15 protein-coding genes are annotated in these 11,798 nt (G+C 66.5%); all 15 read right to left on the bottom strand.

All coding sequences use genetic code 11. From position 1 onward, the window contains the following. Positions 1-49 precede the first annotated feature (49 nt). The 15 genes from tolA to ACTIF6_RS06605 are packed head-to-tail and all read right to left on the bottom strand — an operon-like array spanning position 50 to position 11,790. The gene (gene tolA / locus ACTIF6_RS06675; protein ID WP_439587226.1) at positions 50-952 is read right to left on the bottom strand and encodes a cell envelope integrity protein TolA; all 903 of its coding nucleotides are present in this window, start codon (positions 950-952) and stop codon (positions 50-52) included. Positions 953-968: 16 nt separating this feature from the next. Next, positions 969-1,412, bottom strand: coding sequence for a biopolymer transporter ExbD (locus ACTIF6_RS06670; protein ID WP_439587225.1), 444 nt, complete (start codon positions 1,410-1,412; stop codon positions 969-971). Between the two features lie 2 nt (positions 1,413-1,414). Continuing rightward, entirely contained in the window at positions 1,415-2,113 is a 699-nt protein-coding gene (gene tolQ / locus ACTIF6_RS06665; protein WP_439587224.1) for a protein TolQ, read from the bottom strand. A gap of 46 nt (positions 2,114-2,159) precedes the next feature. After that, the gene (ybgC, locus tag ACTIF6_RS06660; RefSeq protein WP_439587223.1) at positions 2,160-2,600 is read right to left on the bottom strand and encodes a tol-pal system-associated acyl-CoA thioesterase; all 441 of its coding nucleotides are present in this window, start codon (positions 2,598-2,600) and stop codon (positions 2,160-2,162) included. After that, on the bottom strand, positions 2,597-3,817 hold the full coding sequence (locus tag ACTIF6_RS06655) for a pyridoxal phosphate-dependent aminotransferase (RefSeq protein WP_439587222.1): 1,221 nt from the start codon (positions 3,815-3,817) through the stop codon (positions 2,597-2,599). The genes ybgC and ACTIF6_RS06655 overlap by 4 nt, the downstream gene beginning before the upstream one ends. Then, positions 3,814-4,341, bottom strand: coding sequence for a transcription antitermination factor NusB (nusB, locus tag ACTIF6_RS06650; RefSeq protein ID WP_439587221.1), 528 nt, complete (start codon positions 4,339-4,341; stop codon positions 3,814-3,816). The genes ACTIF6_RS06655 and nusB overlap by 4 nt, the downstream gene beginning before the upstream one ends. A 2-nt stretch (positions 4,342-4,343) precedes the next feature. Next, on the bottom strand, positions 4,344-4,808 hold the full coding sequence (gene ribH / locus ACTIF6_RS06645) for a 6,7-dimethyl-8-ribityllumazine synthase (RefSeq protein ID WP_439587220.1): 465 nt from the start codon (positions 4,806-4,808) through the stop codon (positions 4,344-4,346). 15 nt (positions 4,809-4,823) lie between these two features. Then, a complete protein-coding gene (gene ribBA, locus ACTIF6_RS06640) occupies positions 4,824-5,954 on the bottom strand; it encodes a bifunctional 3,4-dihydroxy-2-butanone-4-phosphate synthase/GTP cyclohydrolase II (RefSeq protein WP_439587219.1) in 1,131 nt (376 codons plus the stop codon). Beyond that, positions 5,951-6,595: a riboflavin synthase gene (locus tag ACTIF6_RS06635; protein ID WP_439587218.1), complete on the bottom strand. Its 645-nt coding sequence runs from the start codon at positions 6,593-6,595 to the stop codon at positions 5,951-5,953. The genes ribBA and ACTIF6_RS06635 overlap by 4 nt, the downstream gene beginning before the upstream one ends. A 58-nt stretch (positions 6,596-6,653) precedes the next feature. Continuing rightward, positions 6,654-7,070 (bottom strand): type IV pilin protein, encoded by a 417-nt coding sequence (locus tag ACTIF6_RS06630; protein WP_439587217.1) that lies wholly within the window; start codon positions 7,068-7,070, stop codon positions 6,654-6,656. Beyond that, positions 7,067-9,238 carry a pilus assembly protein gene (locus ACTIF6_RS06625; RefSeq protein ID WP_439587216.1) on the bottom strand — a complete coding sequence of 724 codons (2,172 nt, stop codon included), beginning with the start codon at positions 9,236-9,238 and terminating at the stop codon, positions 7,067-7,069. The genes ACTIF6_RS06630 and ACTIF6_RS06625 overlap by 4 nt, the downstream gene beginning before the upstream one ends. A gap of 17 nt (positions 9,239-9,255) precedes the next feature. Beyond that, a complete protein-coding gene (locus tag ACTIF6_RS06620) occupies positions 9,256-9,975 on the bottom strand; it encodes a pilus assembly PilX family protein (protein WP_439587215.1) in 720 nt (239 codons plus the stop codon). Further along, positions 9,972-10,685 (bottom strand): PilW family protein, encoded by a 714-nt coding sequence (locus tag ACTIF6_RS06615; RefSeq protein ID WP_439587214.1) that lies wholly within the window; start codon positions 10,683-10,685, stop codon positions 9,972-9,974. Before ACTIF6_RS06615 ends, ACTIF6_RS06620 begins: the two co-directional genes overlap by 4 nt. 2 nt (positions 10,686-10,687) lie before the next feature. Next, the gene (pilV, locus tag ACTIF6_RS06610; RefSeq protein WP_439587213.1) at positions 10,688-11,236 is read right to left on the bottom strand and encodes a type IV pilus modification protein PilV; all 549 of its coding nucleotides are present in this window, start codon (positions 11,234-11,236) and stop codon (positions 10,688-10,690) included. Beyond that, on the bottom strand, positions 11,230-11,790 hold the full coding sequence (locus ACTIF6_RS06605) for a GspH/FimT family pseudopilin (protein ID WP_439587212.1): 561 nt from the start codon (positions 11,788-11,790) through the stop codon (positions 11,230-11,232). The genes pilV and ACTIF6_RS06605 overlap by 7 nt, the downstream gene beginning before the upstream one ends. Positions 11,791-11,798: the final 8 nt, after the last annotated feature.

The following is an 11,798-nucleotide window of genomic DNA, read 5'->3' as shown; positions in this document are numbered from 1 at the left end:
CGGTTCCGTGGCACTTCTGGATGGGTGACCGCGCTCCGGAAGGCTTTGATCAGTCGAGAGGGCGCAGGCTGATCGTCAACGGCTGCGGGATGGTGCCGTTGGTGTCCTTGGGCAGGCTGACCGTGCGGTCGATGGCGCGCAGCACGGCTTCGTCCCAGGCCGGGTTGCCGCTGCTCTTGACGAGGCGGCGCGAGGTGATGGTGCCGTCGGCCGATGTGCGCACTTCGACCTCCGCGCGCGGGTTGCCAGGTGCCACATCGGTGAACACCACGTTGGGCCGGATGCGTGCAGCCACCCGTCCGGCGTAACCAGGCGTCGGGCCGCTCGACTGCTGAGCGGTGCCGGTGCTCTGGGGGCCACCGGTGGCACCGGCCTGGCCCATCATGCGTTTGATCTGATCTTCACGGGCCTGGGCCAGGCGCTTTTCTTCGGCCGCTTCCCTGCGTTCCTGTTCCTGCTCGCGCTTCTGTTCGGCCAGTTTCTGCTGGCGTTCCTTTTCCGCTGCGGCCTTTTCCGCGGCCGCCTTCTTTTCGGCTGCGGCCTTTTCTGTCGCGGCTTTCTGGGCGGCCAGCTTCTTCGCTTCTTCTTCGCGTTCGCGTTTTTCCGCCTCGGCCTTCTTCTTGGCCTGAGCGGTTGCAATCTCGGCTTGCGTAGGACCAGGCGGCGGTGGCGCGGGGGTGGGCGCAGGCGCAGGTTTGGGTGGCGGCGTGGGTGTTTGCTGAACCTGAGGTGGCGGTGGTGGCGGCGCCACTTCGCGCGGCGCGGCCTGCTGTGGCGTCCTCGACCAGAGTTCGGCTTCGACCGACATGGGTTCGGCATCGTGCTGCCACTGCACGCCCATGGTGAGCGCGATCACCAGCAGGCCGTGCGCCACCAGTGCCAGGCCCAGTGGGCCCAGCCAGCGCCCGTTGCGCGGTGGTGCGAGGTCGAGGTGGTCGGCGGTGGATTGCATGCGGGTGTGGAAAGACTCAGCGTGAGGTTTGCACGGACAGACCCACGCGCGCAACACCCGCGCGCTGCAAGGTATCCATGACGCGAACAACGGCTTCGTACTTCACGTTCTTGTCGGCGCTGATCACCACTGGCACCCCGCCTTCGGGCATGCTGCCCTTGGCCATCTGCAATTGCTGCACACGCATGACCAGCTGGCCCAGGGCAACGGGTTGCGCCTCGCCGCTGGAAGATCCCTCGCGCGCGGTGATCTGTTCGTCCTTGTCGATCATCACGGCCACGAAGCGGTCGGGCTGGCGTCCTGCCTGGCCCACGCTGGGCAGCGCGATCTGGCTCGGCGTGATCAGCGGCGCCGTGACCATGAAGATGATCAACAGCACGAGCATCACGTCGATGAACGGGACCATGTTGATCTCGTTGATGGTTCGGCGGCCTCGGCCGCGGGAGGAGACGGCGGGCATGTTCAGTGACCCGAGGCTGTCTGGGACTGGGCGCCCAGGTTGCGTTGCAGGATGTTGGAGAACTCTTCCATGAAGGTCTCCATGCCGTTGGCCACGCGGTCGATGTCGTGGGCAAAGCGGTTGTAGAACACCACGGCCGGGATGGCGGCGAACAGGCCGATGGCGGTGGCCACCAGCGCTTCGGCAATGCCAGGCGCCACGGTGGCGAGCGTCACCTGGGCCAGGGCCGCCAGGCCTGTGAAGGCGTGCATGATGCCCCAGACGGTGCCGAACAGGCCGACGTAGGGGGCCACGGAGCCCACGGTGCCGAGGAAGGAGAGGTTGGCTTCCAGCGCATCCAGCTCGCGCTGAAAGCTCGCCCGCATGGCGCGGCGCGCGCCGTCGAGCAATGCCCCGTTGTCGGTGATGCGGCGCTCGCGCAGTTTCTGGTATTCGCGCATGCCGCTGGCAAAGATGCGTTCCATGGGGCCTCCATGGCGGGCGCTTTGCGCTGCGGCGGCGTACAGCTCGTTGAGGTTGGTGCCGGACCAGAATTCGCGCTCGAACTCATCGTTGTGGCCGCGCACGCGCTTCAGGGCAAAAACCTTGCGGAAGATGGCGGCCCAGCTGATCACCGAGACCACCACCAGCAGCACCACCACGGCCTGCACCACCCAGCTCGCATTGAGCATCAATTGAACGATGGAGAGATCTTGGGTCATGGGTTCTCGGAGACGGTTGATGGGAGAAAAGTTTCGAACAGGGCGCTCAAACCCCGGCTTGCAGGGCCTCCAGCACTGAGGTGGGTATGCGCTGAGGACGCAGGCTCTGGGCTTCGACCCAGCCGATGCGGATGTTCCCCTCACAGAGCAGCACGGGTGGCTCGTTCCCGTCGGGAGTGTTCAGCAGTGCGCGCTGCGTGATTGTCAGGGAGGCGCGGCCCGCTTCCTGCACCTGGGCTGTAACCAGAAGCAAATCATCCAGCCGCGCCGGGCGGTGGTATTGCACCCGGGTTTCACTCACGACAAACATGCCGCCCACCTGTTCGCGCAGGGCCTGCTGCCCGATGCCGAGGTGGCGGAGCCATTCGGTTCGCGCGCGTTCGAAGAACTTGAGGTAGTTGGCGTAGAAAACGATGCCGCCGGCATCCGTGTCTTCCCAGTACACGCGCACCGGCCATGTGAACGGAGCCACCACGCCTGCGTTCACCGCGCCTGCTCCAGACGTGCGACCGCTTCCTGAAGCTGGGCCATGGAGTTCGCCGTGGAAAAGCGCAGGTAGCGCCCTGGCTCGGCGGTGCCGAAGTCCCTGCCCGGCGTGGTGGCGAGCTGGCAGCGTTTCATGAGCTCGAAGGCCAGCGCCCAGCTGCCGCCTTTGTCCGGCCGCTCTCCGGTCGGCGGGATGCCCCAGCGAGCGCACAGGCCGCTGACGTCGGCCCAGGCGTAGAACGCACCGTCGGGCATCACGGGCACGTTCAGGCCCAGGCGGTTGAGCTCAGGAATGAAATAGTCGCGTCGCGCCTTGAAGGCTGCGCGGCGACGCTCGTACTCGGCCAGGCTGTCGGGTTCGAAGCAGGCCAGCGCGGCGTGCTGCGCGATGGTGCTGGGGCAGATGAAGAGATTCTGCGCCAGCCGCTCGACCGCAGGCACCAGGGCCGGTGGCAACACCAGCCAGCCCAGGCGCCAGCCGGTCATGCTGAAGTACTTGGAAAAGCTGTTGATGCTGATGACCTCGTCGCCCAGGCCATCGGGCAGGCCGAGGGCGCTGTGGCCATAGTCTTCTTCGTAGCTCAGGCCAAGGTAGATCTCGTCGACCAGGGTGATGCCGCCGCGCTCGCGCACCAGGCGCGCGATGCGTTCGAGTTCATCGCGTGCGATGGAGGTGCCCGTGGGATTGGAGGGTGAGGCCAGCAGCACACCCCGCGTGGCCGGCGTCCAGTTCGCCTCGACCTGCGCCGCGCTGAGCTGGAAACGCTGGCCCGCCCCGCTGGGCACCAGCACCGCGCGGCCTTCGGCCGCCTGCACGAACTGGCGATTGCACGGGTAACTCGGGTCGGGCATGAGGACTTCGTCACCCGCCTCGATGAGCGCCAGGCAGGCCAGTTGCAAGGCCGCAGAAGCGCCCGCCGTGACCACGATGCGCGCCGGATCGATGGACAACCCGAAGTGCGAGGCGTACCAGCCACTGATGGCCCGGCGCAGCGGGGGCAGGCCGGTGGCCGGCGTGTACTGGCTGCGACCCTCGCGGATAGCGCGTTCGGCGGCGGCAGCCACCAGCGGCGGCGCGGTGAAGTCGGGTTCGCCGATGTTGAGGTAGATCATCGGCCGCGCACCCACCGCCGCGTCGGCTGCCATGGAGGCGGCGGCCTTGGCCAGCTCCATCACGTAGAAGGGCTCGATGCGCCTGGCGCGTTGCGCGATCCTCATGGAGCGGTCTTGCGCGAGCCGCTGCGCACCGGTGGGGCGCTGACCTCGGCCGGCCTCAACTGGGCAGCGAGCTGGTGCAGCACGCCATTCACGTACTTGTGGCCATCAGTGCCGCCGAAAGACTTGGCCAGTTCAATGCATTCATTGAGCACCACGCGCCATGGCACGTCCGGACAGTGCTGGAATTCGTAGGCGCCGATCCAGAGCACGCCGCGTTCGATCGGCGAGACCTCGGGCAGGGGACGGTCGAGCCGGGGCGAGATCAGCGCGTCGAGTTCGCCTGCCTCGGCAATGCAGCCATGCATGAGGGCATCGAAGTGTGCGCTGTCGGCTTTGTGAAAGCCCGCCAGGTCGCGGGTGAAGCTGTCGATGTCGACCGACGCATTGCGGCCGACCAGGTGCTGGTAAAGGGCTTGCAGGGCGAACTCGCGCGCCCGTGTGCGGGCCGATTTGTCGGCGGCCTTGCGGCCGGTGGAGCCGCTCTTGCCTTTTTCCGCCGTCTGGCTGGGGGAATCCTGGGACATGTTCAGCCGATCTCTTGAAGCAGGTGGGCCATTTCCACCGCCACACGGGCGGCGTCGCGTCCCTTGTCGACCTGGCGGGCCACGGCCTGCTCCAGGTTTTCGGTGGTCAGGATGGCATTGGCGATGGGAATCTGGTAGTCGAGCGCAAGCCGCGTGACGCCGGCGCCCGACTCGTTGGCCACGAGTTCGAAGTGGTAGGTCTCGCCACGGATGATGCAGCCCAGCGCGATCAATGCGTCGAAGTCGTCGCGTTCGGCCATGGCCTGCAGCGCCACCGGCACTTCCAGCGCGCCCGGCACCTTCACGTGGGCGATGTTCTTTTCCTGCACGCCCAGCGCCAGCAGCTCGCTCAGGCAGGCGTTGAAGAGGGCATCGGTGATGGCTTCGTTGAAGCGTGCCTGAACGATGCCGATGCTGAGTTTCTTTCCATCGAGCAAGCTCGCTGAGCCTTTGTCTGCGCCGAACATGTGCGGATCCGTTTCCTAGTCGTTGTGGCCGAGATAGCCGGTGATTTCGAGCCCGTAGCCGGTCATGCTGGGCATGCGGCGCGGGTTGCCCATGAGCTGCATCTTGAGCACGCCGCACTCACGCAGGATCTGTGCGCCCACGCCGTAGGTGCGCAGGTCCATGCGCCCGCGCTCGGGCGCCTGCGCAGAGCGGGCCGTGCCTTCGAACTGGGCCAGCAGCTGTGCGGCAGACTCCCCGCAGTTGAGCAGCACCGCCACGCCGGCACCCGCCTGGGCGATGTAGCGCAGGCTGGCCTCCAGGCTCCAGGAATGCATGGCGCGGCCGACCTCGAGCGCGTCGAGCACCGACAGCGGTTCATGCACCCGCACGGCCACGCTGTCTTCCGGTTTCCACTGGCCCTTGACCAGGGCCAGATGCAGGGCGCCGCTGGGTTCGTCGCTGAAGGCGGTGGCACTGAACTCGCCGAAAGCGGTGTTGAGCGTGCGCGTGCCGAGCTTGCGGACCAGGCTTTCATGGCGGCTGCGGTGTTCGATCAGGTCGGCGATGGTGCCGATCTTCAGGCCGTGCTGAGCGGCGAAGACCTGGAGGTCGGGCAGGCGGGCCATGGTCCCGTCGTCCTTCATGATTTCGCAGATCACGGCCGCCGGGCTGCAGCCAGCCATGCCGGCGAGATCGCAGCCCGCTTCGGTATGGCCGGCGCGCATCAGCACGCCGCCTTCCACCGCCTGCAGGGGAAAGATGTGGCCCGGCTGCACCAGGTCGGCGGCCTGCGCGTTCGGCGCCACGGCCACCTGCACGGTTCGAGCGCGGTCGGCGGCAGAAATGCCGGTGGTCACCCCTTCGGCTGCCTCGATGGAAACGGTGAAGGCCGTGCCCATCTTGGTGCCGTTGCGCGGCACCATGGGCGGCAGGCGCAGGCGCTCGCAGCGATCGCGGGTCAGCGTGAGGCAGATCAGGCCGCGACCAAAGCGCGCCATGAAGTTGATGGCTTCGGGCGTGACGTGGTCGGCGGCGAGCACGAGGTCGCCCTCATTCTCACGGTCTTCTTCGTCGACCAGGATCACCATGCGCCCCGCTCGCATCTCGGCGACAATCTCCTCGACGGGCGAGATGGCCACCGGGGCCAGGTTTTCACGGGCGTTCATGAAGGTTCCTTCGGGGTGAGGGTACCGGCGCCCAGCATGCGTTCCACGTAGCGGGCGACGGTGTCGATTTCGAGGTTGACCGGGCTGCCCGCGGCCAGTTGGCCCAGCGCGGTGTTCTGCACCGTGTGGGGAATGAGGTTGATGCTGAACTCGCAGCCCCGGGCGGTGTCGCTGATCTGGTTGACCGTCAGGCTCACGCCGTTGACGGTGATCGAGCCCTTGTAGGCCAGGTATTTTCCGAGTTCGGGGGGTGCCATCACGCGCAGTTCCCAGCTCTCGCCCACTTGCGCAAAGTGCGTGACCGTGCCGACGCCATCCACGTGCCCGGAGACGATGTGTCCCCCCAGGCGGTCGTGGGCGCGCAGCGCTTTCTCCAGATTGAGGTGGTGGCCAGGTTGCGACAGCCCGGTGGTGCGGGCCAGCGATTCGGCCGAAACGTCGATGGTGAAGTGCTGGCGGGACAGGTCAAGCGAGGTGACGGTCATGCAGGCGCCATTGAGCGCAATGCTGTCGCCCAGGCCCACGTCGTCAAGATACCCGGCGGGCGCCTCGATGGTGAGTCGCTTGCCGTGTTCCAAAGAGCTGCCCAGGTCGTGGAGGGCGGCGATGCGCCCCACGCCGGTGATGATGCCGGTAAACATCGGCGTATTTTCGCAGGGTTTTCGCTGGGGCACTTTCCGACTGCTTGCGGACGTGGCTTCAGCGTTCCCAGCAGCTCCGGCTGCCCAGCGGCTCGGCCACCCGGGCGGTGGCGCTCTGGCTGCGCTGGCCGGTGTGGTCCATGTGGAAGTTGCCGCAGGCGTCGGCCGCCTGGGTGCCCGTGGGCAGGGCGCTCAGGCGATGGCTCCAGCCGGTTTCTGAACTCACCGCGAGGGTGTAGCGGCCGCCGTCCACCACAAGCCGACTGGCCGGGATCTCGGTCGTCAGTGGGTAGGCACCGCGCGCCGTGGCTTCACGCTCCATCCACTGCGCCAGCTGCAACAGGGCAGCCCGGGCGTGCGCTCGGTGGCCGCGCATCACATACTGGTTGTAGCCGGGCAGAGCAATCATCGCCAGCACGGCAATGATCGCGACCACGATGAGGGTTTCGATCAGCGTGAAGCCACGCACCTTCACCGCTGCACCTCGCGCCAGTCCATTCGCACACCTGGGCCGTTTGCACCGAGCAGGGACGTCTTGTCGGTGCAGGCACGTTCGGTGCATCCGGCACCCTGGCGCACGGAAATGAGATCGAGGCGGTTGCCGCTGCCCGGGAGGGTGATGAACTCCGAAGCCTTCGCGCGCATGCGGCTGACGCGGCTGGTGTTCGCGGTGACGCCGGGCAACGCGAAGACTGGCGTTGCCGGAGGCCAGCCAGAGATCATGTTGAGCACGGTCAGCCAGTGTTCGTCTTCAAGGGGTTCGGTATCGCAACTTTCGCCGGCATTGACGTTTGCGGGAGCGGTGCTGGTGATGATGGCCTTCTGGCCTTCAAAGTACACGGGCGTCTGCAGCACCCGTTCGCGTTCCCCCGGCAGGTCGAGGTACCAGCCGCGAGGACTGGTGGCGTTGGCGCCTCGGGTGTACGCCACGGCCCGCTCCGTCGTGTAGGACAGCTCAGGCACCGATGGCGCCGCGTCGTTGGCGCTTTCACTGCGCGGTGCGGTACCGAGCATCTCCTGCCGGACCAGGGCTTTGCGAGCGTCTGCGGGTGGGATCCGGGCGGTGTCCAGCAGGCTCAGTCGGCCACCACGTTCACCGAAACCGCTCTTGTCCCAGAGACTGTAGATCGTTTGCACCTGGGTGTCTGCGGCGTCGGACGTCTGCAGGTTGCGGCCGGTGCCGAACAGGAGCTGGATGCCGCCCAGCGGGTGTGCCAGCCACAGCGGTGGGGTGGTTATGGGCTGGCGCCTGGCCGGCTCCGCGTTGTCGGTGGACACGAAGAAGGGTTCGCATTGCGTGGAATCGCGACAGGTGTCGCCGCTACCGTCCCAGACGCTCACGCCCCAGTCGGCGTCGCTGTTGCCTGAAAGGTTGAACTTCCAGAGCTGGCCTTGCAGATCACCGGCGTAGGCGACGTCCACCTGGCCGTCGCTGTTCACATCGATGAGGCGTGGGGCAAACAGCCCGTTGGACTGCTTTTCCTGTGAATGGGCCACCAGACGCAAAAGGCTGCGGTCGCCGTCGAGGTACTGGATCAGCAGAACCGGTCGTTCATTGACGCTGTTGACGCCGTTGCCCATGACCACCGCCCACCGGCCGTTGTTGAGCTTGACCAGCTGCTCGCTGCGGCCGGCGTCATCCACCGCGGGTGCGGCATAAATGTGGCCCACATCCTCGTGGCCTGCGAAGTTGCCGCTGGCATCGCCAGCAAAGGTGTGATCGAGCAACACGGACTCGGCTGAGAACGCTTGGGGATCGGTCACGTCGAGCACGAAATATCCGCGCCCGCCGCCGGCGAGCCCACTGACCAGCACCGTGCGCCATTGGGGCTGCGTGCTGCCGCCGGTGCGAAGGTCGGCATCACCGGTAAAGGGATGGCCATCCACGCTGTAGCGGTGCGTGTAGGACGGCAATGTGTAGGCGCGCAGCGCGGCGTAGGCCGCCTGCGGCACGTAGGCCAGTCGCTCGGCGCCGGTGGATGCATCGAAGGCGTGCAGCATGCCGTCGTTTGCGCCCGCGTAGAGCATCGGGCGGCGGGTGGCCTCGCGCGAGCGGAAGTCCGCATGGCCTGCGTGATCAAAGGCCGGTCGAAGCGGGCGCCCGGTGTGCCACAGGTTGGCGTTGACGATGCCGCCCAGGCGGGAGCTGCGCTGGCGCATCGGTCCTCCGTACTGTGTCTCCAGGAACCGGTCGCCGCGAAGGTAGTCCACTCGCAGACGCCCGACTTTCGCGCTGTCTCCGCCTCGGAGCAATGTCTTTTGCGTGCTTGCCAGGCGTGCCCACTCGAATGCCGCACCCTGGCTTCCGTCGTGCGTCAGGATCAAGCGTTGCGCTGGCGCGTGCGCGGGTGAATCGAGCAGGGTGCTGGCGCGCCACACGGGGGGCTCGATTGGGGTGAGCGTGTCCGCGAGGATGCGATGGGCGCTGACCTCGCCGCTCCAGTGCCGTGCATCGAATCCCGCAATGAAGACCATGCCGTCGGCCCGCAGCCGACTGGCGCTGGCAACGAGGCTGGTGTTGGAAGCGGTTTTATGGCACAGGTGCGCAGGCTGTTGAGCGAGCTGAAGCGGAGCGGCAGCGACGACTTGGCACAGTGCGCTGCCAGCGAGCAAGCCCAGGCAGAAGCGGGAGATGCGATGCACGGAAAGACCTTTGCGGTTCAATGGAGTGGGGTCTGCGGATAGGGAACGAACACCGAGCGCAGGTGCACGCGGGTGCCTGGTTTGAGACCATTTGCATAGGCGGTGATCCGGTACACGAAGGAGTGCCGGCGATCGGGTATGGGGGTGTCTCCTGCGGGATTCAGGATGCCGGCGGCTTGCGAATAGCGGAACACCTCCACCCAATACCAGGCTCGGGGAGTGGTCGCGCCCAGCAAGGGGTTGCCGTCGTTCTGGGGAGCTGCCCCTGTGAATTGACCATACGTGGCGGCGATGGCACTGTCGCCCTGGCCGGATGTGAGGGCAGCGAGTTCGGTGGTCCATGCACCTTGCAGCGCTTCGACGTTGTCGGGGAGACAGATCCCCTGCAAACACTGCCGGTGTCCCGCCGACACGCGCGCGCGCAAGAGGTCGAGGTCTTCGTCGTCTTGCGGGAAGAACGGACCTGCGCCAATGCCGGTCCGGCAGGGCGGTTGCGCGGTCGGGTTGGTGTCGCAGCGCGTTCCGTCGGCACGCAGGCCCAGGATGTCCAGCTCCGCGTCGCGGATCAGTGCTTCGGCGGCGGCGAACGCGCGCTGGGTGTCGCTTTCGCTGCCGACGCGGCGCTCGGCAAGCCATCCCACCTGCAGGCTTCCCAGCAACGCGATGCTGGTGAGCAGCAGCGCCGCCAACACCACCAGGAGCGCCACGCCGCGCTGAGGCGATTTCGAGAGCCTCATGCACGCCCATTGCGCAGGTGGATCACGCGAGTGACGACGCGGCGCATGCGGCCGTCGTTGGCGACGGGTTCGTCCCGGCATCCGGTGAGCGTGCTTGAGGTGGTGCCGCGAGCGGGACTGACCAACCGCAGGCAGACTTTCACGCCTTGCACCAGCCCCCAATCGCCCGGCTTCTCGACGTATTGCACCCCCTGACCTGTTCGAATCGCGTAGAGCACCTGAAAATCCTCCACCCCTTCGATGAGCGGGGCAGGGGTGTCGTCGCCAGATCCCAGGCACCGCAGGTTGCCACCGAAGAGTTCAAAGCGGCTCAGGATGCGATTGCCTTCCGGTTCCTTGCCCAGACAGTCACGGGCGTCGATCGAGGTGTCGGCGTCCAGGCCGGTGCGCAAGGTGTCGGGCGCAGTTCCTGCGCCCTGAGTACCGTCCAGCATCGCGGGCTGGGCATTGGGGTTGATCTCCTGGAACTCGACCATGCCGCCCGCGGCGTTTTTCAGCTTGCGTGCGCCCGCCTGCCTCACCTGATGTTCGATGATGCGCATGGCAATGGCCGAGTCCTGGTGCAGGCGCATGGCTTCGCCCAGCGTGGCGGCGGTGGCGCGCGAGTGCGCCATGGTGCCGAGGGCCGCCACGGAAATCAGCAGTCCAATGACGAGGGCGACGAGGAGTTCGACCAGGCCCGTACCGCGTTGAAATCGCTTCGATCGCATGTTCAGGGACGCACATACACCAGGTGGCAGGTCAGCCCCGCCGGGCATTGGGCGTCGCCATCGTCACCTTCGGCAGGCTGCACGTTGGGTTGACTGAAGGGTGTGGCGCTCCCATCCGCCCACCCCAGCATCACACCCAATTGATTGCGATCACTTCGTGAAGGGAACACACGGGCGTCGGCACCCGGCAGCGCCGTCTGCCATGAACTTTTCCAGCGCGACAAATCGTGCTGCGCCAACTGAGCCCCCGTGCATGGGCTGCTCTGGCAGTCGGGCGCCTGCTCGACGCGCACGCCCCAGCCGACCTGGTACAGGGATGCGCCAGAGGGCAGATCGCGCACCGATGGATTCATTTTCATGCGCTCCAGCAGGTCGTTGGCCATCTGCACGGCGGCGGCGCGCGCATTGGCCTGGCGTGCCTGGGCGAGCGTGCCTGCCTGCAGGCCGGCCAGACCCAGCACGCCCAGGGCCAGGAGCAGCAGCGCCACCAGGCTTTCGATCAGGCTCACGCCGCGTTGGCCGCGTGGACGGCGGGCAAAGACGTTCAACATGATGCAGCGCCCTTCACGGTGCGGATGCGGCTACCCGCTGGAAAGCAGATCAAAACGCCATCCAGGGCCGAGAAGCCATCCCCCGCCGGGTAGATTTCCAGCCGAGTCCCGGGTTGAGAAACCTGACCATAGCGGTTGATGGCGACTACCCCCACGTTCACTGCACCCGCTTTCCTGAGGACCATGCCTGGTGGCATGTCAGCGGCCTGCAGCAGCGTTTCACCGTCGTCAAAAACCTGATTGCCGTTGACGTCCGCAAACACGCGCCAGCCGCACCGCCAATCGCTGTTCGAACTGGCCGTAGGACAGGGCTGTACGCGCCGCAGCACCACGGGTTGACCAAGGCGGATGGCCTCCATGCGTGCCAGATGCAGGGTGCCGATGACGTGATCTTTGAGCGCATCCACCCGATGGCGTCGCGCCATGCTGGCGAAGCTGGGTGCCGCGAATGCCACGACGACGGCCAGCAGACCCAAGGCCGCAACGAGCTCCACCAGGGTGAATCCCCTGGCAGTCCGGCCAAGGCTTCGGGAGGAGGGCAGTGCCGTTTTCATGGGCGGCA

The organism is Hydrogenophaga sp. (assembly GCF_051860785.1).
GTDB lineage: Bacteria > Pseudomonadota > Gammaproteobacteria > Burkholderiales > Burkholderiaceae_C > Hydrogenophaga.
The sequence above is the reverse complement of the archived record's forward strand: the minus strand, read 5'-3'. Positions and strand labels throughout refer to the sequence as shown.